The organism is Actinoplanes sp. NPDC051388 (assembly GCF_055586225.1).
This window is the reverse complement of record NZ_JBVJIP010000013.1, coordinates 127106-150072: the sequence shown is the minus strand read 5'-3', so window position 1 is coordinate 150072 and position 22967 is coordinate 127106. Positions and strand designations below refer to the sequence as shown.

The window sequence follows — 22967 nt, the reverse complement described above, 5'->3', positions numbered from 1 at the left end:
ACGCCCCCCCCCCCCCCCACCCCCCCCCCCCCCCCCCCCCCCCCTCCCCTCCCCCCCCCCCCCCCCCCCCCCCCCCACGGTCCGGGCGTTCCCGGTCACGCACCGAAGGTGAGGGCGATGGTCAGCGCGCCCGCGCCGACCATCACGGCCGCCCACAAACGGTCGATGTTGAACCAGGCCCGGCGCAGCACGCCGACGCCGACGTAGCGGTAGACGATCAGGGCGCACGCGCCCATGACCACGAGCATCGACAACGTGTGGACGCCCGCCGCGGCCAGCCCGCTGAACGTGCCGGTCGCCATCGCGTGCCCCAGGTGACCGCCCGGCATCGGTTCGGTCGCCAGCACCGGCAGCAGCATCAAGCCGGCGCCGTGCGCACTGGACACCAGGAACGACCAGCCGGCCAGCTGCATCGAGGAGAGCCGCATGCCGGCCCACTTGAAGTGCCGCTCGGAGAGCAGCCGATAGAGGCCGTAGCCGACCAGCACGAGGCCGCCGACGACCCCGACGATGTTGGCGGCCACCACCGACCGGGTGGCGGACACCACCGCGGCGACGATCGCCACCGACGCCAGATGGCCGGCCGCGATCGGCGGCAGCGAGCGCAGCACCACCGTCGCGCTGCGCTCCTGCATGCCGCGGGCGACCGCGAAGAGCCAGCCCATCGCGGGGTTCAGGCCGTGGAAGGCGCCGAGCCCCGCGAGGGCCAGATACTGGCCCAGCGTCATGGGTAGCAGTACGAGTCGGAGGACGCGTCCCCGCCCTGCAGCCGGGTCTGATGCACGCGCAGGCCGCGGAACTCGTCGCCGTGCGGGAAGAACCGCGGGTCCAGCGTCATCCCGCCGTTCTCGGTGTCCACATCGATCTTGGCGAGCCACGCGCCCACGCCGTCCGGGTAGAACTGGTCGTCCCAGGCGCCGTAGAGCGAGTTGGACACGTAGACCCGCTTGCCGTCGCGGGACACCTCGACCATCTGCGGGCCGCCGGCCAGTCGCTCGTCCGGGAAGGACGGATGCGCCACCCGGCCGACCACGCCGCCGAGCCGGATCGAGCCGGTCTCCACCGGGTGCAGCGGGTCGCGCACGTCGAACTGCTTCAGCTCGCCGGTGCCCCAGCAGGACACGTAGAGGAAGCGGTCGTCGACGGAGAGGTCGATGTCGCTGATCAGCGGCGGCACCGCGCCGAACGGCTGCAGCGCGGGCGGCAGGTCGGCGGCGTCGGCGGGCTCGGCCGGCACGTCGATCACCTTGGTCACCGCGAACTCCCCGTCCCGGCGGTGCCACACCCAGACCGAGGCGGACAGGTCCTCGACGCTGGTCACCACGCCGACGAAGCCGTACTCCTGGGTGGGGTCGTGGGCCGGGCGCAGTTCGAGGGTCATCTGATACTGGTCGCCGAGGTCCACGGTCTGCGTGAGGGTGCGCTTGGCGAGGTCCCAGAAGTGCAGCCGGTGGCCGTACTTGCGGCCGATCAGCAGGTCCGGGACCAGCCCGTCCTCGATCATCGACGGGGTGCCCCACTCGGAGGAGACCAGCACGTCGCGGGTCAGGTGCCACCAGAAGTCGTAGGCCAGATACTGGTCGCCGCGGTCGTGCTCCCACTGCCCGCGCACCTCGAACGTGGTGTGATCCAGGACGGCGATGCCGCCGGGACCCTCCGCCGAGCCGCCGCCGAGCGCGGAGATGTAGATCCCGTCCGGTCCGCAGTGGATGGTGTGCGGCCGCGAATAGTTCGCCTTCTCGGCCAGCTCGGACGCCGGGATCTCCTTGACGAGGCTCGGGTTGCGCGGGTCGTCCTTGGTGTCGAACACGTAGAGCCGCGAGGACCGCAGGCCGGGCACGATCAGGTAGCGCCGCTCGACATGAGGGTGCGGCGCGGTGGGGCAGAGCGCGCTGCTGCACGCGTTCCAGCCGAAGTGGTGCAGCTCGTCGCCGGTGTGCGGCATGTCGGTCCAGCCGACCACCCGGCCATAGGAATCGGACGCGGGATCGGTGTCGAGGACGGCGATCGCGTCCGGCTTCTCGGCCGCACGATCAAAGGCCACCACGTACGCGAGGGTTTCGGCGGGCGCGGTGGCGGCATCGCGCGGGCTGGCGTAGAACGAGGGATCCGGAGTCCACCTGGTCATGGCCTTCATCCTGAACCCGCAGGTCAGCGCTGGCTAGTTCACATATTTGACAGTGTTCTCAACGAGAGTCCAGGGGAAGCCGGACCAGCACTGTGGTACCCGGGCCCTCGTGATCGGAAATCTCGATCGTGCCGTGGTGGCGCTGCACCACCGCCCGGCTCAGCGCCAGCCCCAGCCCGGTGCCGGGAATCGCCCGATCGCGCACCATGCTGCTGCGGTAGAGCCGGGTGAACAGCTTCTCCCGCTCCTCCGGCGACACCCCGATGCCGGTGTCCGACACGGCGAGCTCGGCGGCCCGCCCGACCGGCCGCAGCGACACCGAGATGCGCCCGCCGTCCGGGCTGTACTTCACCGCGTTGCCCAGCAGGTTGTCCACGATCTGCCGCAGCCGCCGCTTGTCACCCGGCAGCACCAGCTCGGCGGGCAGGTCGTCGGTGACCTCCAGCGGCGCGCCGTCGATCGCGTCGCGGGTGCGCTCGACCGACTCGCGGACCACGCCGGCCAGGTCCACCGGCGCCATCGCCATCGCCGCGTGCCCGGTGTCCAGCGCGGAGAGCTCGAGCAGCTCGTCGATGATGTGCCGCAGCTTGGCGGTGTTCCGGTCGATCACCTCGAGCAGCGCCGGCCCGTCCGCGGCCAGCGCGTCCGGCTCGATCTCCCGCAGGATCTCGGTGTACGCGCTGATCGACGTCAGCGGCGTGCGCAACTCGTGCCCGATCAGCGCCAGATATTCGATCTTGCTGCGGGCCAGCTGCCGTTGCAGGTCGTCGACCAGCCGCCGGTCGACGAACTGGGCCAGGTGCGCGACCACCCCGGAAAGCAGCGCGACCACCTCGTCCTCCGGGTCCTCGATGCTCTCCGCGAAGGCGGTCAGCACGCCCAGGGTCTCGAGCCCGTGCCGCACCGGCAGGGCCAGCGCGGTGTGCAACCGGGAGGTGGCCGCGGTGTCCGCCGCGATCAGGCTCTGCGGCCGGCCGACGTCGCGGATCCACAGCGTCTTGCCGACCTGCCAGGCGCGTCCGGCCAGACCCTGCCCGTACGGCAGCTCGTCGGGGGTCTCGATGTCGAACCCCCAGCCGGGTGAGCTCCAGCGGGCCGCCGGACGCACCACCCCGGCCGCGTCGTCGACCAGCCACAGCTCGGCGTGCGCCCAGTCGAGCGTGCTGACCACCGCCTCCAGCACCCGCGGCCCGGCCGCCTCGATGCTGGACGCCTCGGCCAGGGCGGTGGTCACGCCCAGCTCACAGGTGCGGAACCGCTCCCCACGCTTGCGCCGGGTGACGTCCTGGACCGCCTGCACCGCACCGACCACCGAACCGTCCGGGCCGGCGATCGGCTGGGCGTCGACCAGGTAGTAGCGGGTGCGCCGCTGCCGCCTCTTGAGCACCAGCTCGTGATTGCGCAGGCGCTCGCCCCGCAGCGCGCGGTAGAGGCTGATGTCGTCCCGCTTGATCGGCTTCCCGGCGCCGTCGGTGAGCCCCTCGATCGCCGTGTCGTCACCCATCGTGTCGGGCACTTCCGCCTCACCCCACATCGTGCGCATCCGGGCGTTGACCAGCACGATCCGCCCGTCCGCGTCGCACGCGGTGACCCCGTCGCTCAGGCTGTCCAGCACCGCGTCGAGGAACCGGTGCTGCTGATCAACCTCGTGCCGGGCCCGCTGCTCGGTGATCAGCAGCGTGCTGACCTCGGCGGCCTCGGCGACCGCGGCGATCTGCTCGCTGGTCCACCGCCGGGGCGCGGTGTCGAAGGCGCAACACACCCCGATCACCAGGCCCTGCTCGTCGCGGACCGGATGCCCGACGTACGCGCCCTGGATGTTCTGGTTGCGGGCCCGGGTGCCCTCCGGGACCCGGGGGTCGTCGGCCAGGCTCTCGACCACCAGCGGCGCCTCGGCCTCCACCACGAGGCCGGCCAGCGAGTCCTTGAGCGGGGTGTCGGCGACCTCCTCCCACCGGAAGCCCAGACCGAATGCCCCGTAGACCCGGACCCGGTCGTGGTCCTGGTCGACGAAGTGGATCAGCCCGCTCGGGGCGCGCGCGGCGCGCGCCACCAGGGCGGCGAGCTGATCCGCGGCGCCGTGGGTGAGCGCGCCGTGCAACCCGTCATCTTGCGGCATCGACCGACCTCCGACATCAGCGTAAAGCGGAGAAATCGGCGAATCCTGCTGTCCGGCAAATGCGTCACACTCGGCGGTACACCAAATCCGTGATCGGGCGTCCGGCACGCACCCCACGCTGCTCAAACTTGGTCTCCACCCGCCCGGCGTTCGCGACGCCCGGTCCGGCGGCCGCGGGGGAGTGTGGGGCCGCTTCGAGGCCGGGGTCGGCGTCCAGGGTCGCCCGCATCGCCTCGGCGTATTCGTGCCAGTCGGTGGCGCAGTGCATCACGCCACCCACCCGGAGCAGGGGCCGCAGCAGCGCCACGTTCCCCGGCTGGATCAGGCGGCGCTTGTGGTGCCGGGACTTCGGCCAGGGGTCCGGGAAGAACACGTGGATCGCGTCCAGGCTGTCCGGCGGCAGGCGGTGGGCCAGCTCCATGGCGTCGCCGTGCGCGACCCGCACGTTGGTCAGCCCGAGCTCACCGATCAGCGCGAGCAGGTTGCCGATGCCCGGCGTGTGCACCTCGATCGCCAGGTAGTCGCGGCCCGGGTCGGCGGCGGCCATCGCGGCCGTCGCGTCCCCCATCCCGAAACCGATCTCTAGAACGATCTTGCGGCCGTCGGCCGGATCCGCCGGCGCTGCGCCGCCGAACAGCCGGGCCAGGTCGATCGGGGTGCGGTCACCGTCCGGTACGTCCAACCCGAAGCGCGGCCAGAGCTCGGCCATCGCGTCGGCGTGCCGCTTGCTCATCCGCCCCCGCCTGGGGTGGAAGGTTCGGATCGCCCGCTCGTTCGTCATCTCCATCGCGGCCCAATTCTGCCCCGCCCGCGTCGGGCCGAGCACGCGAGGCGCGCAGAGCGTGCGGGAGGGGGTGATCGCGGGGCTGGTCGGGGGTGTTTACCCGAGGTGTGCAGAGCAAGGGCAAAGAGAGCGCCGGCCGGGAGGTCCCGGCCGGCGCTTTCTGTCCCCAGATCCCCGTGGGTTACTTGGCGAGCGGCTGCACGCTCGGCTGCGAGCCCTGGTGGAACGGTGTGCGGGAGCCGTTGGCCAGGCCCATCACCAGAACCCAGGAACCGCCCTGGAACTGGCCGGTGGCGACGCCCCGGGTCGCGTCCACGTAGGCCATCTCGCGGTCCAGCGTGCCGCCCACGGTGCGCTTCGCGCCGGTCACCGCGTCGTACTCGACCAGGTGGACGGGCTCGTCGTCGGCCGCGGTCTCGCCCTCCTGGTATGCCGTCCAGGACAGCTTGGCGCCGTCCGCACGCCAGTTCGGCACCACCGCGAAGCCCGAGTTCTGCAGGCTGCCGCCGCCGTAGGCCGCCACGGTCTTCTCGCCGCCGGTGGCCACCGTGCCGACGCTCAGGCAGGCGTCGAAGATCGACTCGCAGTTGCCGCCGCGGAACGCCACCTTGGCGCCGTCGGGGGACCAGGCGACCGCGTCGTCCGAGCGCAGCCGGTCGCTCAGGGCGCCCACCTCGCCGGCGCCGATCGCCGGCTCGGCCGGCAGCGCCTCGCCGCGGCAGTCGCCGGGGAAGAGCACCTCCGGCTTGGCGTTGATGGCCGTGGCCGAGATGCGGAAGACGCCCGGGCCGCCCGAGCAGGACAGCGATGCGAACGCGAGGGTCTTGCCGTCGGGCGACCAGGACGCGCCGGCCGCGGCGCGGGTGGTGAGCCGGCGCTTGGCGGTGCCGTCGGCCTTCATCACCCACAGCTGCCCCGCCTTGAGGAAGGCGAGCTGCTTGCCGTTGGGCGACCAGCGCGGCCGGGCATATCCGCCGTCCCTGGTCAGCCGGGTCTCGGCGGCGCCCTTGCTCACATAGACGTCGCCGCCGCGGACATAGGCGACCAGGCTGGGCAGCGACGGCGCGGCGGCCATGGCCGGAGCCGGTGCGAAGACCGCGCCCGCGGCCATCCCGAGAATCGCCATCGCCGTGCTGCCCAGAACCTTCGTGACTGCCTTCATGACCGACGCCCCCCGACGTTTTGCCCCCCGCTTACACCGAGAGAAATCGTCGCAACCCGGCTGCACCTAAGAAGTTCCCACGCCGAAACCCGGAAAATTCTCGGCGAATCGGACGGCCGGGGTCGCCGAACGGTCAAGCCGCCCCTAGGCGGCGGTGGCCGTCCACATCGCTGTGAAGGCCGCCGCCTCACCGGCCAGCCAGCGCTCGACGTCGCCCGCCTTGCCCGCCGGGTCGATCCGGTGGCTGGTGCCGCGCCGCAGGTCGACCAGCACCGGCTCGGCGTTGGGCAGGATCTGGTCCATGTGGCGGGCCATCAGATGCAGGGTCGCGGTGATCGCCTCGGGGGTCGGCGGCTGCTCGTCGAAGTGCAGCCGGACCGCTTCACGCCGGCCGTCCTCGTATCGAAGGCCGAAGTGGGGGTTGATCTTGACGTGCAGTGGGCCGACCGAGGCGAGCGCCTCGCGGGTCTGCGCGAGACTGACCTCCGCCGGCTCGCCCAGCGAGCGCAGATAGGTCGTCGCGCCCGCGCTGACCGCGTTGTAAAGCGGCTTCCACCGCGGCTTGACCAGCTGGGGGACCTCGGTCAGATAGCTCCCGCCGGTGCGGAACGCGATGTCCGCCTTCAGCGCCTTCACCAGCTGCCCGTGCGGGTTGAAACCGGACCGCCGCTCGCGCTGGCGGCGCAGACCGCCGACGAAGGTGGCCTTGGACGGGCCGGTGCGAGCGACATAACGGGTGAAGCCGAGCATCGTGGCATAGGGCGGAATCGTGGCGGTGACAGGTGCGGTCATGTGATCTTCCCCCGCAGGTCAGAGGCGGTTTTAGTACACACATACTAATCGACGGGTACGACATTCCCAACCCGGCGTGGTCACTGCGGCACGCATCGTCGAGGATCATCGGATGGCCCTGCTCCGCTGTGACTTCTACGCCGAGACGCTCGACCTGAACACCTCGATGACCGTCCTGCTGCCCCAGCCCGAGGGCGGCCCGCCGGCCGACCCGCCGCCCGTGCTCTACCTGCTGCACGGATTGTCCGACGACGACACCGGCTGGACCCGCCACACCTCGATCGAGCGGTATGTGGACGACCGCGGCCTGGTCGTGGTCACCCCCCAGGTGCAGCGCAGCTTCTATGCCGACGAGGCGAACGGGGCGAAATTCTGGACGTTCCTGAGCGAGGAGCTGCCGCGTACCGTCGCGGGGTTCTTCCGGGTCTCCACCCGCCGCGAGGACACCTTCGTCGCGGGCCTGAGCATGGGCGGCTACGGCGCCTTCAAGTGGGCGCTGCGGCAGCCCGAGCGGTTCGCCGCCGCGGCCAGCCTCTCCGCGCCGCTGGACCTCGACTGGGTCGCCAAGCACGACGACCGGCCGCACATCGCCGAGGTGATGAGCCGGGTCTTCGACCGGGACGTGGCCGGCACCGGCGACGACCTGCTGCACCTCGTGGCCACCGCCGACCCGGCCGTGCTGCCCCGGCTCATGCTGCGCTGCGGCACCGAGGACCACACGCTGGCGCAGAACGAGCGCTTCGTCGCCGCCTGCGCGGCCCGGGGCGTCGCGCTGGACAGCGGCTTCGGGCCCGGCGCGCACGACTGGGCGTACTGGGACGCCGAGATCCGCACGGTGCTCGACTGGCTCCGCCCGAAACCGGTGTGACCGGGTCGCACCCGGGCGGCGCTCGAGGCCACCCCGCAACGTCCGATCAGGCCGTCTGACAAGGACCGGCGGACTGGAGAGCGGCACGCGGCGGCGGCCGCGCCAACTACCTGCAGGTCACCGCCGCCGCCCGCTTCACCTGCACCTGATCCGGGCTCAGCCCAGCGCGGACTGCTGGTGGAAGACGGCCTCCCAGGTGTCGCCCCGCTTGGCGTAGACGCTGGTGGCCAGCACCTCGAAGGTGGTCTCGTCGCCGTTGACCAGCGCGGTCACCACCGCCTTGTAGGTGATCAGCGCGCTGTCGCCGGTGATCCGCAGGACCTTCCGGTCGCTCAGGTCGGTCTTGAGATAGGGGTTCTGGTTCGCGGTGATCCCGGGAACGATCGCGGCCTTGGGCGCCACGCCGTAACGGCTGACCACCATGGCGTCGTCGCGCAGCAGCCGGTCATAGAAGGCGCCGTCGCCCTCGCGGTTGGCCCGCCACATCTCGTCCTCGAGGTCCAGCAGTGTCTGCTCGGTGTTCATCACGCCTCCGGTAATCGTCGCCGCCGGCTCTCTACCGGCTATACCGGTTACGTTACCGGCTATAGTGGTTACATGCATCCCGGGATCCGGATCCTCACCGGCGGCGACGGCCAGCGATACACGTTCGACGCCGGCGCGCTGAGCGTGGAACTGCTCTCCACCGGAGGGCCCGGCGCCTATCGGAAATGGGAGATCCTGCGTGCCCCGGCGGACCTCGCGGAGTGGCTGACCGGCTCGCGGCTCGCGCTGACCGCGCCGCTGGACGTGGCGGACCTGCGCATCGAGCCCGCCGACGTCGATCGGATCAAGCACCTGCGCGACACCTTCTGGACGGTCGCGCCGGCCGTCGCCAACGACCGCGAGGTGCGCGCCGCCGACATCGAGACCCTCAACGGCTATGCCGAGGCCCCACCCCGCCCGCGCGTCGATCCGTCATCGCTGGCGATGCGCTGGACCACTCCGGTGACGGGCGCGCAGGTCCTCGGGGCTTTCGCGCACGACGCCCTGGACCTGATCGGCACGCCCGCCCGCCGCGCCCGCCTGCACGAGTGCTCCGGCGACAACTGCCGCCTGATCTTCGTCGACACCTCGCGCCCGGGAAACCGCCGCTGGTGCTCGATGGACCGCTGCGGCAACCGCAACAAGGTCCGCGCCCACCGAGCCCGCCGCGCAACCCGCCCGACGACCGACTCGGACTGACCCCGGCGGCCGGCCGACTGCGACCGTGGTCGGATGGCGGCGGCCCCGGTCCCGTCTACGGTGATGAGCGCCATGCCTTCACCGCACCGCTTCGCCGCCGCCCGGCTGCCCCGCGACACCCACCTCGCCGGCCGGCTGCTTCGCGACTCCTGGCTCGCCGTCGGGTTGGCCGTGGCCGGTATCGCGGTCTTCCCGCACCTGCCCCACGTGGTGCTCGTCGTGGCGATGTGCGTCCCGCTGGTGTTCCGCCGGGCGCACCCGTGGGCGGCGCTGGCCGCGTCGAGCGTCGCGGCCGCGGTCCACGTCGTGGTGCTGGCCGATCCGACGGCGTCGGTGGTGGCCGTGCCGATCATGGTGCACAGCCTGGCCCGCTGGTCGACGGTCGGAGCCGCCCGGGCCGCGCTGGTGGTGGGGCTGATCGGAGCGGTGGCCGGCCCGGCCCGGTGGCTGACCGGCCGTCCGGAACCGCTGACCCTGGGGAGTTGGGCGACCACGGCCGCCGGCTATGGCGCCGTTGTCGTCGCCGTGTTCGTCGCCGGCCGGCGGGCCCGCGAGCGCGAGGAGCTTCGGGCGCAGCGGGAGCGGGAGGGCATCGAACGGCACCGCGCGGCGCTGGCCGAGCGGGAACGCGCGGTCCGTCGCGCCGCCGACGACGACCGCGCGGCGTGCCACCGCGGTGTGCCGGGCCGGATCGCTGACGCTGTGCGCCATCGGCGGCGCGGCTGTCTGGTACGGCCTCGGCGACGTGCCGTTCGCCCTGCTCATCGTCGTCGGCGGGGCGTTCGTCACTGCCGTCGGATTGCTGTCCTCGGTCGGCCTGTTCCTGCCCTGGGTGCTGCGGGGGTTGACCCGGCTGATCGCCGGTGCCGGTCCGGTCGCCCGGTTGGCGGGCAACAACACCCTGCGCAACCCCGGCCGAGCGGCGGCGACCTGCGTCGCGCTGATGCTCGCCGTCGGCCTGGTCGTCACCCTCCAGGTCGGCGAAGACGGGGGTCAGTTCTCGTCGCGGGACTGCTCGGCGAGGAAGCGTTCCAGTTCGGCGCCCAGCTCGTCGGCCGTGGGGAGCTCGCCCGCGGCGTCCGCCAGCAGGTTGGCGTCGCGGCCTCGGACGAACGCGTCGTATTGCTGCTCCAGGGAGCTGACCAGGCGCAACGCCTGCTCGTCGTCGGCCACCTGCTTGTCCACCTCGGCGCGGACCACCTCGGCGGCGTCGCGCAGGGCACCGGTCGGCAGGGCCAGGCCGGTGCTCGCGGAGACCGAGTCGAGCAGCAGCTCGGCGGCGGCCGGATAGGTGGTCTGGGCCAGGTAGTGCGGGACATGTGCGGCGTAACCCATCGCGGGGTGGCCGCTCTGGCCCAGCCGGAACTCGAGCAGGTTGCCGACGCTGGCCGGCACCTGGACCCGCTGCAGCCAGGACTCGTGCTCGCCGAGCAGGGTCTTGTCGGTGGCGTGCGCGGTGACGCTGACCGGGCGGGTGTGCGGCACCGCCATCGGGATCGCGTTGAGGCCGACCGTGACGCGCACGCCGAACCGGTCGATCAGACCGGTGACCGCGGCGATGAAGCGCTCCCACTGGACGTCCGGCTCGGGGCCGGTGAGCATCAGGAACTCGGTTCCGATCTCGTCGCGCAGCAGGTGCAGCGCCAGCTCGGGCTCCTCGTAGCTGGCCCAGTGGTCCTCGATGAAGACCATCGGCGGGCGCCGGGAGCGGTAGTCGAGCAACTGGTCCACGTCGAAGGTGGCGATCTTGCGGCCGTCCAGGTGCTCCAGCAGGTGTTCGCGCGAGGTCTGGATCGCACTGCCCGCGTCGACGAACCCGGTCAGCGCCTGGATGAGCACCGGTTCGTCCAGGGCCGGCACCTCGCCGGTCAGCTCGTAGAGCCCGCTCGGATCGAGCACGTCGGTACCTTCCTTCGAGAAAGATCCGCCCGCCGCGCACCGGGCGGACACCAGGGGTGAACGCCACCCGCGGCCGGAACATTCCAGATGATCTTTCCCTATGGGTCGGTCGGACCCGGAAGCGGCCGACCAGCGTCTGGAGCTCGGCGACCCGGCCGCGACCCTGAACCCGGAAATCAGACCGAGACCCGATCGGTCGCCGACAGCCGCTCGGCGACCTGCGCCGGGGTCAGCGGGCGAGAGAAATGGTAGCCCTGCGCGAAGCGGTAGCCCAGCCGGAACAGCGTCTCCGCCTGCTCGGCGGTCTCCACGCCCTCGGCCACCGCCTGCAGGTGCAGGCCGTTGGTGATCTGGATCATCGCGGTCGCGATCACCGCCTCCTCGGAGCGCCCGCCGATGCCGTCGACGAACGATTTGTCCACCTTCAGGGTGTCCGCCGGGCAGGTACGCAGCAGACCGAGCGACGAGTGCCCGGTGCCGAAGTCGTCGAGCGCCACCTTCACGCCCAGCCCGACCAGGTTCTGCAGCGTGTCCAGGGCGACGCCGCCGTCGAACACCGCCGTCTCGGTCACCTCGACCATCACCCGCTCCGGGTCGAACCCGGTCTCGGCGAGCGCCTCCTTGACGTCGTTCGCGAAGCCGGGCTCGCGCAGCTGGCGGGCGGAGACGTTGATGCTGATCTCGCGCGGCGCGTCCGTGCCGTACGTCGCGTCCCAGTCGGCGGCCTGCCGCAGGGCGGTACGCAGAATCCAGTCGCCCAGCGGCACGATCAGCCCGGTCCGCTCGGCGATCGGGATGAAGGTGTCCGGGCCGACCGGGCCGCGATCGGGCCGGTGCCAGCGGATCAGCGTCTCCATGCCGGTCCACCTGCCGTCCGGCAGCCGCACGATGGGCTGGTAGACCAGCGAGAACTCGCCGTTGTCCAGGGCCTGGCGCAGCGCGGCGCCCAGCTCGGCGTCGGCGGCCTGGTGCTGCTCGAGCTCGGCGTCGTAGACCGCGTGCCGGCCCTTGCCGCGGGCCTTGGCGGCGTACATCGCCAGGTCGGCGCGGCGCAGCAGCTCCTGCGGGCCGGCGCCGGGCCACACCTCGGCCAGGCCCACGCTGGCGCTGACCAGCAGGTCGTAGCCGAGCGCGTGCACCGGGCGGCGCAACGCCTCGCTGATCCGGGCCAGCACGTCGGTCGCCTCGTCGCCGTGCAGGCCGTGCAGGACCAGGCCGAACTCGTCGCCGCCGAGCCGGGCGACCAGGTCGTCGGCGCGTACGCACTTGCGGAGGCGGTCGGCGACCACCACCAGCAAGGCGTCGCCGACCGCGTGGCCGAGGCGGTCGTTGATCGCCTTGAAGTCGTCCAGGTCGATCAGCGCTAGGCTGAGCGACTGCCGGCCGGCGCCGGCCAGCGCGTCGCGGGTCTGCTGCTCGAACAGCGTGCGGTTGGCCAGGTCGGTGAGGTGGTCGTGGGTGGCACGGTGGGCCAGCTGGGCCTGGGAGGCGTCCACCCGGCGAAGCAGGCGGTCGTTCTCCACCAGCGCGTACAGCTGGCGGACCACGACCAGCGCGGTGAGCAGGGTGGCCGCGATCGCCACCACGGACACCATGCCGCCGGCCCGCTCGCCGACCATCAGCAGCAACCCGTCGGTGGCGGCCACCGCGAGGTAGGGGACCAGGCTGAACCGGCGGCGGGCGCGTACCGGCTCGGGCAGCCCGGCGGCCCGGCGCTGCCGGTCGACGGCCAGGATCACCACGACCATGGTGAGCGGCACGGCGAGCTGCGAGCTGCTGAGGCCGTTGTGCAGATCGAGCACCAGCGGAAGCAGCCCGCCGCCGCCCGCGCCGACCCCGGCCGCGGTGGCCAGCAGCCGGACCGCGCCGCGGTCCAGCCCGGCCATGCCGCTTATCGAGATCTTGACGAACGCCAGCGAACCGATCAGGCCGAGCCCGGCCAGCACCAGCATGGGCGTCGCGTTGAGGCCGGCCGCGTCGAAGGTGCCGTAGGACCGGACGGTCAGGTACCAGGCGAAAATTCCCATGGTGATGCCGATGGTCGCGGCGTCCAGGGCGAAGAAGGCGGCCCGGTGCCGGTCGTCCCGGCGGCCCAGCGGGAGCCGCAGCAACGCCCAGAGCAGCACCAGCAGGGACAGGCCGAACAGCACCGCGCTGGCCACGTCCCGGGCCTCGCCGTCGAAGCCGACCGGATCCACATACGCGTGCCGCAGGTCGGCGAGCAGACCGAGCACGCAGAGCGCGGAGACCAGTGCGAACTGGCGCCAGAGCCGCCGGGTGACCCGGTCCTGCCCAGCGATCGTGGCAGCCTGCCAGCACGCCCAGGCGGCCATCGCGCTGACCACCACGACGGGCAGCCAGACCAGGGCCGGCGGCACGTTCCGCGCGGGCACGTTGATCAGGAAGAGGACGACACCCACGAACTGCACGGCGGTGGCGGCGATCAGCAGGGACGTCGGGCGCAGTTTCGCCACCGTCCCGCTGTCCTCCTCCATGTCCGCCCTATCGGTCCGGCCACCTGCGGTCTGAGAGTTCCCCCGCGCCGGTGTTCGCGTGCACGTGCATCCGCACGGCACAATGGGAGGAGATCCTTCCCCTCGGATCGTTCGGAGCGTCTGGTGACTGAACCTGTCGACCCCCCATCCACCCTCGACCCGGACAACGAAGACGCCGGCGCGGCCCCGCCCAGCACGCTCTGGGCCCGGATGCGCGCCGACCCGCAATATGCGCCGGAGCACCTCGCCCTGGAGGCCGTGCGCCGGCTCGGGCCCGAGGCGCAGCGCTGGGCCGAGCGGCAGCGGGCTCTGCAGCCCGGCATCACTCCCGGCGCGCTGGCCCAGCTGGCGACCAAGCGCTTCACCAACCACGCCCGCCTCTCCGGTGCGGTGTCCGGCGCGACCGGACTGCCCGGCGCGGTCGTCGACGTCGGCGTGCTGGCCTGGACCCAGGCGCGGATGGTGCTGCACATGGCCGCCGCGTTCGGCGCCGACCCGACCAGTTCCGACCGCGCCACCGACCTGCTGGTGTTGCAGAAGGTGCACAAGGTCGCGGAGACCGCGCGGATGGCCCTCGGGGTGGCCGCCGGGCGCGAGCGCGCCAGCCGGCTCTTCGCGACCGCCGGCGAGCGGCCGCTCACCGGCGTGATGCTCAAGCTGGGCGTGAAGCTCGCCCAGATGGCCGGCATCCGCGCCGCGAAGCGAATGTTCGCCAAGGTCATCCCGGGTGCGGCGGTGATTCTGGGTACGTGGGCCAACTCCGCCGCCACGAAGGATCTGGCCCGGCGCACCCGTGAGTACTACGGCCGCCCGCCCGCGGCCGGCCAGCTCACTACCGGATAGCTACTAAGACCCGGGTCGCCCGGCCCGATCTGACTCCCGTGACGAAGCGGGGATTGCGAATGTGGGCGTTGGCCGTGCTGGCGCCGGCGCTGCTCTCGGGCTGCGGCTTGCTCTCCGGCTCGTCGTCCTCGAGCACGCTCGGCTCGTCCGGTGCGGACGCCGGGCAGACCCGGGGCGACGAGCCGAGCTGGATCGTCGCGACCCAGGGCAGCGCCACGCCGTCGCCGAAGCCGTCGTCCGGTGGCGGGACTCCGTCGCCGTACCCGACTGGGTTTCTGCCGTTGAACTCCGGCGCGAACGCGGGCCGGGCGACGCCGTCGCCGACCTGCTCGCCCAACACCTTCAACTTCTCCAAGATCGCCGGGTTGGACGTCACGCCGGGCGCCACCAGCGCGGTGCTGAGCTGGTACAACATCGGCGGCTACAACCTGGTCGAGTTCCGGCTCTATGCGATCAGCCAGGATCTGGTGCTCGGCGCGCAGCGGGACGTGGGCTACATCGTGGTCCAGCCGCGCACGCCGTGCGGCCAGATGAGCGCCACGATCACCAACCTGTCCCGCAAGACGCACTACGTCTTCTCGGTGGACGCGGTGGTCACCAGCCGCAGCGGCGACGGCCTGCACGCGGCCACGGTCTTCCGCTCGCACTCCATCGCGACGCTCTAGACCTGTGCCCGCGCCGCCTTGGTGGTGTCCAGCACCATGCCGTCGGTGAGCTGATCGATCGCATATCTGGTCAGCACCGGCTCGCGGCGCAGCGCGGCGACGACGGCCGCGGCGCGGGCCAGCCAGATCGGCACGTGCCGCACCGGAACGCCCAGCGCCGCGCCGACCGCGGCGTCCCGGCGATGGGTGACCGGGTCGGCGATGTTGTAGGCGCCCGGCGGCCAGCCGATCGCGGCCAGGCACGCGCCGGCCAGCGTCTCCACCGCGGTCAGGCTCAGCGGCACGTCCGGGCCGGGCAGCCACGCGCGGCCGCCACGCACCACGCGGCGCAGGCGGGGGAGCAGATGCGGGTCGCCGGGGCCGTAGACCGCCCGCGGGCGCAGCACCACCGCGCCGGCGTCGAGCGCGAGCGCCTCGCCGGCCGCTTTGGTGCGGCCGTATTCGCTGCGCTGACCGCCGGTCGGATGATCCTCGCGGACCGGCGCCGGATAGGGGCCGGGGGAGTAGACGCTGGCGCTGCTGACCCACACCACCGGGCGGTCGCCGGCCGCGGACAGCAGCCGGGCGGCGCCGCCGACGTTCACCGCGTGGAAGCCGGCGCGCCCGTCGCCGACCGCCGCGGCCAGGTGGAGCACGGCGTCCACGCCGGACAGATCGGGCACGTCGTGGCTCGCGTCCCAGTGCCGGTGGCGGCCCACCGGGCCCGGCCGGCGACCCACGCAGAGCACCTGGTGGCCGGCGGCGGCCGCCCGGCGGGCCACTTCGGAGCCGCAGAATCCGCTCGCTCCCGTGACCGCGATTTTCATCGCCCCGCCCGCATCATCGGCCGGCCCGGACGACCAGCGAGGCCCAGGACGGAAGTGCCGCGTGGCGGTCCGCACGGGACCTGACCACCACCGGCCGGTGCGGCGCCAGCGCGGCCAGCCAGTCGATCATCTGAGCGCGGGCCAGCCCCGCGCCCGGGCACGCGTGTGGCCCGACCCCGAACACCAGCCGGGCCACCCGGGCCGGGGCGGGCGCCACCGGATCCGGGTCGTGCCGATGCGATCCGGCCGCGTGCCGGGCGACCAGCATCAGCCGGTCACCGGCGTGCACCGCGCAGCCCGGCGCCAGTTCGGCGTCCGCGGCGGCGACCCGCGGCAGCAGCGGTGTCGGCGCGACGACGCGCAGCAACTCGTCGGCCAGGGCCTGCGGGCCGCTCTCCGCGAACTCCCACAGCTCGTCGTCGGCCGCCCAGGCCGCGGCCCGTGGCAGCGCCGCGACCGTCGTGCTGATCGCCGCGACCGCCAGCATCGAGCGCAGCCCGGTGTCCGCGCCGCCCTCGGGCGCCACCAGGGAGGTCAGTCGCGCGGCGGCGGTTTCCGCGGCCCGCCGCGCCCGTCGTCGGAACAGGCCCGGCAGGTGGGCCCGCGCGCCCGTGGCGGCCGCCGCCCGCGCCGCCTCCGCCAGGTTCTCGTCGTCCTGGGAGAGCAGGGCCGCGGCGGTGGCGCCGGCCAGGTCGGCGGCCAGCGGGACCAGGTCGACGTCGGCGCCCGCGGCCAGCGGCGCCAGCCGTTCGGCGAGCAGCGCGGTCCAGACCGGGCGAAGCTCGGCCACGCCCGCCGCGCTCAGCCCGCCGGCCGCCGCCGACCGCCGGCCGCGCCGATGGTCCGCGCCCTGCTGGTCGAAGAGCGAACCCGCCCCGGCCAGATCACCGGCCACGCCGCCGGTGGTTCCCGGCGCGGTCCGGTCCAGCGGCACCCGGGTCAGCGCCGCCTCGAACTCCGCACGCCCGTGCACCAGCACCGTGCCGCCGAGCCGGACCACCGGCCGCCGCCGGGTCGCCGTGAGCAGCGTGAAGAGCAGCGGGTGGCCGCGCAGATAGACCCGGCGGTCCCGGTCGCGTCCGTTCATCGCCGCCACTCCCAGAACGCCTGTTCGGTGCCGCCCGAGCCGGCCAGCAGCGAGCCGGCGAGCCGGGCGGCCGCCGCCCGGTCGGGTTTGCGCGAGCGGCCGGCCAGCGGGATGCCGGTCAGCATCACCGTGTCCGGGCGGGCCGCGCCCATCCGGTCCAGCGCGGCGCGCAGGTCGGCGCGCAGCCGGATGTGGTCGGCGCCGGGGGCCGGCTGGACCAGGGCCACCACGTGCTCGTCGCCGTCGCCCGCGGGCACGCCCACGATCACCGCGAGCCAGACGCCGGGCACGTGCAGGGCCGGCTCGTACAGGCCGGGGTAGATGTTCTCGGCGCCGCGCAGGATCATGTCCTTGAGCCGGCCGCCGAGCACCACCGTGCGGCCGTCGACCCGGCCGACGTCGCCGGTCGCCACCCATTCGATGGGCTCCTCGCCGAGGTATCGGTGGGCCGCGTTGGGCGCCTTCAGCATCAGCTCGCCGCTCGGCCCGGTGACCGCGCAGACCCCGGGAAGCAGGTCGCCGACCAGGTCGCCGTCGCCGGTGAAGGCCGACTTCGCCGCGCTTTCCACCGCGGCCGCCGGGAAGACCTCGGTGAGCGCGTAGACCCCCCACACCTCGGCCGCGCCGGACGCCCGGACCGCCCGCAGCAGGCCCGCGCTGACCGGCGCCGAGCCACTGTAGACCCGGCCGGCGAAGCGCACCCCGCCGGTCAGCGCCGCCCGGATCTGCGGCGGGGTGAGATAGATCGCCTGCGGATCGAGGCGACGGATCTGGCGATGCAGCGCGGCCGGGCGGCGAGCCGGCAGGGCGACCGGGGCGCCACCGGCGAGCGCCGGCAGCAGCACGAAGAAGGTGCCGCCGAGCACCGGCCGGTCCGGCGCCGGACGCACCAGGTCGTGCGCCGCGCGCAGGCCCGCCGACAGGCCGGCCCGGGTGTGCACCACCGCGCGCGGCCGGCTGGTGGTGCCCGAGGTGAAGACGATCACCGCGTCGCCGTCGCCCTCGAACGGCGGTGGCGGCGCACCTCGGCCCGGCGGGAAAGCCGGCGCACTGCCGGGCAGCCGGCGGCCGACGGTGCGGATCGGGGCCAGCGCGCTCAGGTCGGGCAGCGCCAGGTGGGCACGCCGGGCCAGCGGCGCCGCCCAGCCGGCCACCGCCTGCGCCGCGGCGTCGGCCAGCACCAGCCGGGGCTTCGCCAGACCCAGGCGGGCCAGGAGCACGTCCGGCCCGGCGGTCGGGTCCAGCACCGCGATCCGCAAACCCGTCCGGTACGCCGCCAGCATCGTCGCGAGGGCCCGGAAACCAGGGCGCACCGCCATCCCCACGGTGTCCCCGGCCACCAGGCCGTGCGCATGCAGCGCGGCCGCGTACCCGGAGACGAGCCGGCCCAGATCGGCGCGGGAGGCGCCGCTCATCGCCGGACGGTCGTCTCCGTCGCGCAGGTCTGCCAGCAGTTCGGCCAGCATCAGCGGGGATCCGCCGTGCGTAAGCCACTTCCCTTGTCGAGGTACCACTTCGCGGTGCCGAGCACGCCGTAGGCCCGCAGCCGCCGGGTCGAGTTCTCGACCACCATCCGCCGGTTGTGCACGATCGCCGGCGTGGTGCGGCGGACCCGGTTGAGGAAGATGCGGTCGGTCGGCGACGGCCGCCGCGGCATCCCGCCGCAGGCCTGATAGACCACCGACGAGATGGCCATGTTGTTGCCGGCGTGCATCCGATAGGGCGTCAGGTAGTCGCCGGCCAGGTGCGCCGGGCGCAGCCGGCCGAACGTCGCGGCCAGCGTGACCAGCCCGGAGAACACCGCGCGACCGGCGATGCCGTGCTCGTCGCGGCGCGCGGTGATCCGCCCGCAGACCATGTGCGCGCCGACCGCGAACGACGACTTCGCCGCGGCCACCCAGCCCGGCCGCGGCAGGCAGTCGGCGTCGGTGCGGGCCAGGTGCGTGGCGCCGTGCGCGATCGCGTACCGGAAACCGGTGTCCGCCGCGCAGCCCACCCCCTTCTGCAGCTCGACCAGCACCCGCGCGCCGGCCGACCGGGCGATCGCCGCGGTCGCGTCGGTCGAGCCGTTGTCCACCACCAGCAGGGTGAAGTCCCGGTCGGTCTGCGCCGCCAGCGCGTCCAGCGTGGCGTCGATCCGGGCCTCCTCCTGATAGGCCGGCACGATCACCCAGAGCGCCGTCACGACGCCTCCCAGACCATGGTCATCACGCTGACGCCGCCGCCCAGACCGACGAACAGCACCCGGTCGCCGGGCCGCAGCCGGTGCCGCACCTCGGCCAGCTGCACGCCCAGCGTGGCCGACGCGAGGTTGCCCAGCTCCGGCACGGTGACCACCAGCTTGTCCTCGGGCACGCCGGTGATCTCCACGAACCGCCGCAGATAGGGCAGTGTCACCTGGTGCACCAGCACGTGCGCATAGTCGTCGAAGGTCAGTCCCAGCCGGTGGTTGACGCGTTCCAGCAGGCCGGGGCCGATCTTCTCGAAGACGCCGCGCAGCCGGTGCCCGTCGCCGGTGAAATAGGTGTGCTCGTCGCCGCGCGGGTGCCGGGAACCGCCGCCGAAGATGCCGCCGACCGCCCAGTGCTCCGAGTGGGTCTCGCTGTCCACGTCCAGGATCCCGCCGGAGTCGACCGGCTCGACCAGCACCGCCGCGCCGGCGTCGCCGAACGTGTAGCCGGCGAACGCGGTGCGGGCCTGGGCCATGCCGTCCAGCCGGGGCCGCATCGCCCGGGTCGGCGTCTCGCCGGTCACCACCAGCGCCCGGGTGGCCCGGCCGGCCAGGATCATCGCGCGGGCCAGATCGATGCCGTTGACGAAGCTGTTGCACGCGTTGGTCACGTCCAGGGCGTGCGCGCGGCCGCCCAGCGCGGCCTGCACCACGTGCGCGGTGGCCGGCTCCACCATGTCGCGGCTGGCCGAGGCGAACAGCAGCAGGTCGATGTCGAGGGCGTCCAGGCCGGTGTCGGCGAGCACCTGCCGGGCGGCGTCGATCGCCAGGTCGGAGGCGTGCTCGTCGGCGGTCGCCACCCGCCGCCGGTCGATGCCGGTGGCCTGCGCGAACAGGCCGGCCGGCAGGGGCAGCCCGCTGGCCACGGCGACCCGCTGCTGCAGTTCGTCGGTGGCCAGCTCGGTGGCGGGCAGGCAGCCGGCCACCGCGGTGATGCCCACGCGTGGGTAAGTCATGCGGCCACCCTTCCGGTCGGGCCTGGTAGGTGGCCTGAGTACCAGAACTTAATCTTGCTGGGCCCGCCGGACGGCCGCAGTGTGAGTCGTCACGTCCACGCGCTCGCAACCTTCTCTAAGCTTCCGGTCATGGAAGGCATCGTCGACACGGTCGTATTGATCGTGATCGCCGTCGCGGGCGCGGCTGTCGCCCGGCGGCTGGGGTTCGTCGCGCCGTTGGTGCTGCTCGTGGCCGGGCTCGGGTTGTCCTTCGTGCCCGGTTTGCCGGAGATCCACATCGAGCCCGAGCTGGTGCTGGTCGGCATCCTGCCGCCGTTGCTCTATGTGGCGGCGCTGCAGACCTCGGTGCCGGCCTTCCGCCGCGCGCTGCGTCCCATCATGCTGCTCGCCGTCGGGCTGGTGGTGTTCACCGCGCTGATCGTCGGCTTCGCGCTGCATCTGCTGCTGCCCGACGTGCCGCTCTCCGCCTGCATCGCGCTGGGCGCGGTGGTGGCGCCGCCGGACGCGGTGTCGGCCACCGCGATCGCCCGGCGGATCGGCCTGCCCCGGCGGATCGTCACCCTGCTCGAGGGCGAGAGTCTGCTCAACGACGCCACCGCGCTGGTGATGGTGCGGGTGGCCACCGGCGCGCTGACCGGCCTGGCGGTCGGCTTCTGGCAGATCGCCGGCGACGTGGTGATGACCGCGGGCGGCGGGCTGCTGCTCGGCTTCGCGGCGGCGCTGGCCGCCGCCTGGCTGCACAAGAAGATCAAGGATCCGCTGCTGGACGACGCGGTCTCGCTGCTCACCCCGTTCCTGGTGGTGATCATCGCCGAGCGGCTGCACACCTCGAGCGTGGTCGCGGTGGTGGTGGCCGGGCTCTATCTGGGCCATCGGATCCCCTACCTGTTGTCGCCGACCTCCCGGCTGCAGATGGAGGCGGTCTGGCGGCTGATCATCTTCCTCCTCGAGGGCACCGTGTTCCTGCTGGTCGGGCTGCAACTGCGCGAGCTGGTCAGCGACCTGGAGACCGGGCTCATGGCCACCGTCCAGGCCACCGCGCTGGTGTTCGGGCTGATCGTGGTGACCCGGTTCGTCTGGATGTACCCGGCGACGTACCTGGCCCGGTTGATCCCCCGGGTGCGCAACCGCGAGGACCGGCCGCCGATCTCCGGGCCGACCGTGGTGGCCTGGGCCGGCATGCGCGGCGTGGTCACCCTGGCCGCCGCGCTCTCGCTGCCCGAGTCCGACCGGGTGGCCGGCGGATACCCGCGCGACCTGTTCGTCTTCGTGGCGTTCGCGATCATCGTGCTGACCCTGCTGATCCAGGGCACCACGCTGCCGATCCTGGCCGAGCGGCTGGGCGTCAAGGAGGACACCAGCACGGCCGACGCGCTGGCCGAGGCGAGCGTGCAAAATCAGGCCAGCCGGGCCGCGCTCCAGGCGCTGGAGGAGAACGCGGACGGCGCGCCCGACTCGGTGGTCGAGCGGCTGCGGGCGATCGCGGAGAATAGGAACAACGGCGCCTGGGAACGGCTCGGCAGCCAGGAGCAGGAGACGCCGTCCGCGGCGTACGGCCGGCTCCGGCGCGAGATGATCACCGCCGAACGGCACGTCTTCAAGATCGCCCGCAACGAGGGGCGCATCCCGGAGGAGGTGCTCACCCGAGCCCAGCGCGACCTCGACCTGGAAGAGTCCCAGTTGAACCGGAGTGACGACGAGTGATCTGCCAGCACCTCGAGGACGCCGGAGACGCGGCGCCGCAGAGTGCATACGAGAAGGGCTGCCCCCAGTGCGTCGAGGGCGGCTTCAGCGACTGGGTCCACGTCCGCCTGTGCCTGAGCTGCGGGTTCGTCGCGTGCTGCGACTCGTCCCCGCGGCAGCACATGACCAGGCACCACGAGGAGTCCGGCCACCCGACGATGCGCAGCTTCGAGCCGGGCGAGAGCTGGCGCTGGTGCTATGTCGACGAGGTGCTGGGATAGCCGCATGCGCATCCTGATGGTGGGCGCCGGCGCCACCGGTGGCTACTTCGGCGGACGCCTGGCCCAGGCCGGCCGGGACGTCACGTTCCTGGTGCGGCCGGCCCGGGCCGCGGTCCTGGCCGACCGTGGGCTGCGGATCAAGTCGCCGGCCGGCGAGACGGTCGTCACACCGCGCCTGATCACCTCCGTCCAGCAGGAGTACGACCTGGTCGTGGTGTCGGTGAAGAGCTATGCGCTGCGGCCCGCGATGGCCGACTTCGGCCCGGCGATGGGCGCCCGCTCGGTGGTGGTGCCGCTGCTCAACGGCATGCGGCATCTCCGCACGCTGAGTGACGCCTTCGGCACGGAGAGGGTGTACGGCGGCGTCTGCATGATCCACGCGACCCTGGACGACGGCGGTGACGTGGTGCAGCTCACCGACCTGCACCGGCTGCTGTTCGGCCCGCTCGGCGATCCCGGGCGGGTCGGCGAGGTCACCGCGGCGCTCGACGGCGCGGGGTTCGCCGCGGCGGCGGTCGGCGACATCGTCCAGGAGATGTGGGAGAAATGGGTCTTCCTGGCCAGCACCGCGGCCGCCACCACGCTGCTCGGCGCCCCCATCGGGGAGATCAACGCGGCCCCCGGCGGACCGGCCGTGACCAGCGGGATCGCCGCCGAGTCGATGGCCATCGCGGCCGCCGCCGGGCACCCGGCGGGCGAGTTCTGGCGGACGGCGCTCACCTCGGTCATCTCCAGCGCCGAACCGACCACCTCGTCGATGTACCGCGACATGATCGCCGGCGCGCCGGTGGAGGCGGACACCATCCTCGGCGACTTCGTGGCGGAGGCCGATCGGCTGGGCGTGCCTGTGCCGCTGCTCACCGCGGCGTATACGCGTCTGGCGATCTACCAGGCCCGTCGCGGGTGAACCACTCGGCCGGCGGACGGTGGCGCGGAGATTGTCGC

21 protein-coding genes and 1 pseudogene are annotated in these 22967 nt (G+C 73.1%); 8 read left to right on the top strand and 14 right to left on the bottom strand.

What is annotated here, in order from left to right:
• Positions 1-95 precede the first annotated feature (95 nt).
• The 6 genes from ACZ6TI_RS30095 to ACZ6TI_RS30070 all read right to left on the bottom strand — a co-directional run bounded on the left by ACZ6TI_RS30095 (position 96) and on the right by ACZ6TI_RS30070 (position 6985).
• Complete coding sequence (locus tag ACZ6TI_RS30095; RefSeq protein ID WP_465348535.1) at positions 96-728, bottom strand: hypothetical protein; 633 nt, start codon at positions 726-728, stop codon at positions 96-98.
• Positions 725-2128, bottom strand: a complete 1404-nt coding sequence (locus ACZ6TI_RS30090; RefSeq protein WP_465348534.1) for a selenium-binding protein SBP56-related protein — start codon at positions 2126-2128, stop codon at positions 725-727. The genes ACZ6TI_RS30095 and ACZ6TI_RS30090 overlap by 4 nt, the downstream gene beginning before the upstream one ends.
• Positions 2129-2186: 58 nt before the next feature.
• Positions 2187-4247 carry an ATP-binding protein gene (locus ACZ6TI_RS30085; protein ID WP_465348533.1) on the bottom strand — a complete coding sequence of 687 codons (2061 nt, stop codon included), beginning with the start codon at positions 4245-4247 and terminating at the stop codon, positions 2187-2189.
• A 64-nt stretch (positions 4248-4311) separates the two neighbouring features.
• The gene (trmB, locus tag ACZ6TI_RS30080) at positions 4312-5034 is read right to left on the bottom strand and encodes a tRNA (guanosine(46)-N7)-methyltransferase TrmB (RefSeq protein WP_465348532.1); all 723 of its coding nucleotides are present in this window, start codon (positions 5032-5034) and stop codon (positions 4312-4314) included.
• 178 nt (positions 5035-5212) lie between these two features.
• Complete coding sequence (locus ACZ6TI_RS30075) at positions 5213-6193, bottom strand: TolB family protein (RefSeq protein ID WP_465348531.1); 981 nt, start codon at positions 6191-6193, stop codon at positions 5213-5215.
• Between the two features lie 144 nt (positions 6194-6337).
• A complete protein-coding gene (locus ACZ6TI_RS30070) occupies positions 6338-6985 on the bottom strand; it encodes a hypothetical protein (protein ID WP_465348530.1) in 648 nt (215 codons plus the stop codon).
• Between the two features lie 112 nt (positions 6986-7097).
• Between ACZ6TI_RS30070 and ACZ6TI_RS30065 the strand changes: the two genes are divergently transcribed.
• Complete coding sequence (locus ACZ6TI_RS30065) at positions 7098-7853, top strand: alpha/beta hydrolase (protein ID WP_465348529.1); 756 nt, start codon at positions 7098-7100, stop codon at positions 7851-7853.
• Between the two features lie 156 nt (positions 7854-8009).
• On the opposite strand, the gene ACZ6TI_RS30060 is transcribed toward ACZ6TI_RS30065, so the two are convergent.
• Positions 8010-8378 (bottom strand): nuclear transport factor 2 family protein, encoded by a 369-nt coding sequence (locus tag ACZ6TI_RS30060; protein ID WP_465348528.1) that lies wholly within the window; start codon positions 8376-8378, stop codon positions 8010-8012.
• A gap of 72 nt (positions 8379-8450) precedes the next feature.
• On the opposite strand from ACZ6TI_RS30060, the gene ACZ6TI_RS30055 reads away from it, so the two are divergent.
• Both ACZ6TI_RS30055 and ACZ6TI_RS30050 read left to right on the top strand, forming a co-directional pair.
• The gene (locus ACZ6TI_RS30055) at positions 8451-9077 is read left to right on the top strand and encodes a CGNR zinc finger domain-containing protein (protein ID WP_465348527.1); all 627 of its coding nucleotides are present in this window, start codon (positions 8451-8453) and stop codon (positions 9075-9077) included.
• A 33-nt stretch (positions 9078-9110) separates the two neighbouring features.
• A pseudogene (locus tag ACZ6TI_RS30050) lies at positions 9111-9578 on the top strand (DUF7134 domain-containing protein); the annotation flags it as partial.
• Between the two features lie 492 nt (positions 9579-10070).
• On the opposite strand, the gene ACZ6TI_RS30045 reads toward ACZ6TI_RS30050, so the two are convergent.
• Both ACZ6TI_RS30045 and ACZ6TI_RS30040 read right to left on the bottom strand, forming a co-directional pair.
• Positions 10071-10976, bottom strand: coding sequence for a proteasome assembly chaperone family protein (locus tag ACZ6TI_RS30045; protein ID WP_465348526.1), 906 nt, complete (start codon positions 10974-10976; stop codon positions 10071-10073).
• 176 nt (positions 10977-11152) lie between these two features.
• Complete coding sequence (locus ACZ6TI_RS30040) at positions 11153-13471, bottom strand: putative bifunctional diguanylate cyclase/phosphodiesterase (RefSeq protein ID WP_465348525.1); 2319 nt, start codon at positions 13469-13471, stop codon at positions 11153-11155.
• A 123-nt stretch (positions 13472-13594) separates the two neighbouring features.
• Between ACZ6TI_RS30040 and ACZ6TI_RS30035 the strand changes: the two genes are divergently transcribed.
• Entirely contained in the window at positions 13595-14314 is a 720-nt protein-coding gene (locus tag ACZ6TI_RS30035; RefSeq protein WP_465348524.1) for an EcsC family protein, read from the top strand.
• A gap of 59 nt (positions 14315-14373) precedes the next feature.
• The gene (locus tag ACZ6TI_RS30030; protein ID WP_465348523.1) at positions 14374-14979 is read left to right on the top strand and encodes a hypothetical protein; all 606 of its coding nucleotides are present in this window, start codon (positions 14374-14376) and stop codon (positions 14977-14979) included.
• Here the strand turns inward: ACZ6TI_RS30030 and ACZ6TI_RS30025 are convergent.
• The 5 genes from ACZ6TI_RS30025 to ACZ6TI_RS30005 are packed head-to-tail and all read right to left on the bottom strand — an operon-like array spanning position 14976 to position 20058.
• Positions 14976-15785, bottom strand: a complete 810-nt coding sequence (locus tag ACZ6TI_RS30025) for an NAD-dependent epimerase/dehydratase family protein (RefSeq protein WP_465348522.1) — start codon at positions 15783-15785, stop codon at positions 14976-14978. The genes ACZ6TI_RS30030 and ACZ6TI_RS30025 overlap by 4 nt on opposite strands.
• Before the next feature lie 13 nt (positions 15786-15798).
• On the bottom strand, positions 15799-16872 hold the full coding sequence (locus ACZ6TI_RS30020) for a cytochrome P450 (protein WP_465348521.1): 1074 nt from the start codon (positions 16870-16872) through the stop codon (positions 15799-15801).
• Positions 16869-18338, bottom strand: a complete 1470-nt coding sequence (locus ACZ6TI_RS30015; protein ID WP_465348520.1) for an AMP-binding protein — start codon at positions 18336-18338, stop codon at positions 16869-16871. Before ACZ6TI_RS30015 ends, ACZ6TI_RS30020 begins: the two co-directional genes overlap by 4 nt.
• Positions 18338-19057: a glycosyltransferase family 2 protein gene (locus ACZ6TI_RS30010; protein WP_465348519.1), complete on the bottom strand. Its 720-nt coding sequence runs from the start codon at positions 19055-19057 to the stop codon at positions 18338-18340. Before ACZ6TI_RS30010 ends, ACZ6TI_RS30015 begins: the two co-directional genes overlap by 1 nt.
• Positions 19054-20058, bottom strand: coding sequence for a 3-oxoacyl-ACP synthase III family protein (locus tag ACZ6TI_RS30005; protein WP_465348518.1), 1005 nt, complete (start codon positions 20056-20058; stop codon positions 19054-19056). The genes ACZ6TI_RS30010 and ACZ6TI_RS30005 overlap by 4 nt, the downstream gene beginning before the upstream one ends.
• A gap of 129 nt (positions 20059-20187) precedes the next feature.
• Between ACZ6TI_RS30005 and ACZ6TI_RS30000 the strand changes: the two genes are divergently transcribed.
• From ACZ6TI_RS30000 to ACZ6TI_RS29990, 3 genes are read left to right on the top strand one after another with little or no spacing between them, the layout of a single operon-like run.
• A complete protein-coding gene (locus ACZ6TI_RS30000) occupies positions 20188-21762 on the top strand; it encodes a Na+/H+ antiporter (RefSeq protein WP_465348517.1) in 1575 nt (524 codons plus the stop codon).
• Entirely contained in the window at positions 21759-22022 is a 264-nt protein-coding gene (locus ACZ6TI_RS29995) for a UBP-type zinc finger domain-containing protein (RefSeq protein WP_465348516.1), read from the top strand. Before ACZ6TI_RS30000 ends, ACZ6TI_RS29995 begins: the two co-directional genes overlap by 4 nt.
• A gap of 4 nt (positions 22023-22026) precedes the next feature.
• On the top strand, positions 22027-22929 hold the full coding sequence (locus ACZ6TI_RS29990; protein WP_465348515.1) for a ketopantoate reductase family protein: 903 nt from the start codon (positions 22027-22029) through the stop codon (positions 22927-22929).
• Positions 22930-22967 lie beyond the last annotated feature (38 nt).

Coding starts and splice junctions, on each gene's coding strand:
- ACZ6TI_RS30075 (WP_465348531.1), bottom strand. CDS start 6,193: ATGAAGGCAGTCACGAAGGTTCTGGGCAGCACGGCGATGGCGATTCTC.
- ACZ6TI_RS30090 (WP_465348534.1), bottom strand. CDS start 2,128: ATGACCAGGTGGACTCCGGATCCCTCGTTCTACGCCAGCCCGCGCGAT.
- trmB (WP_465348532.1), bottom strand. CDS start 5,034: ATGGAGATGACGAACGAGCGGGCGATCCGAACCTTCCACCCCAGGCGG.
- ACZ6TI_RS30095 (WP_465348535.1), bottom strand. CDS start 728: ATGACGCTGGGCCAGTATCTGGCCCTCGCGGGGCTCGGCGCCTTCCAC.
- ACZ6TI_RS30055 (WP_465348527.1), top strand. CDS start 8,451: ATGCATCCCGGGATCCGGATCCTCACCGGCGGCGACGGCCAGCGATAC.
- ACZ6TI_RS30060 (WP_465348528.1), bottom strand. CDS start 8,378: ATGAACACCGAGCAGACACTGCTGGACCTCGAGGACGAGATGTGGCGG.
- ACZ6TI_RS30025 (WP_465348522.1), bottom strand. CDS start 15,785: ATGAAAATCGCGGTCACGGGAGCGAGCGGATTCTGCGGCTCCGAAGTG.
- ACZ6TI_RS30040 (WP_465348525.1), bottom strand. CDS start 13,471: ATGGAGGAGGACAGCGGGACGGTGGCGAAACTGCGCCCGACGTCCCTG.
- ACZ6TI_RS30030 (WP_465348523.1), top strand. CDS start 14,374: ATGTGGGCGTTGGCCGTGCTGGCGCCGGCGCTGCTCTCGGGCTGCGGC.
- ACZ6TI_RS30020 (WP_465348521.1), bottom strand. CDS start 16,872: ATGAACGGACGCGACCGGGACCGCCGGGTCTATCTGCGCGGCCACCCG.
- ACZ6TI_RS30000 (WP_465348517.1), top strand. CDS start 20,188: ATGGAAGGCATCGTCGACACGGTCGTATTGATCGTGATCGCCGTCGCG.
- ACZ6TI_RS30085 (WP_465348533.1), bottom strand. CDS start 4,247: ATGCCGCAAGATGACGGGTTGCACGGCGCGCTCACCCACGGCGCCGCG.
- ACZ6TI_RS30070 (WP_465348530.1), bottom strand. CDS start 6,985: ATGACCGCACCTGTCACCGCCACGATTCCGCCCTATGCCACGATGCTC.
- ACZ6TI_RS29990 (WP_465348515.1), top strand. CDS start 22,027: ATGCGCATCCTGATGGTGGGCGCCGGCGCCACCGGTGGCTACTTCGGC.
- ACZ6TI_RS30065 (WP_465348529.1), top strand. CDS start 7,098: ATGGCCCTGCTCCGCTGTGACTTCTACGCCGAGACGCTCGACCTGAAC.
- ACZ6TI_RS30015 (WP_465348520.1), bottom strand. CDS start 18,338: ATGCTGGCCGAACTGCTGGCAGACCTGCGCGACGGAGACGACCGTCCG.
- ACZ6TI_RS30005 (WP_465348518.1), bottom strand. CDS start 20,058: ATGACTTACCCACGCGTGGGCATCACCGCGGTGGCCGGCTGCCTGCCC.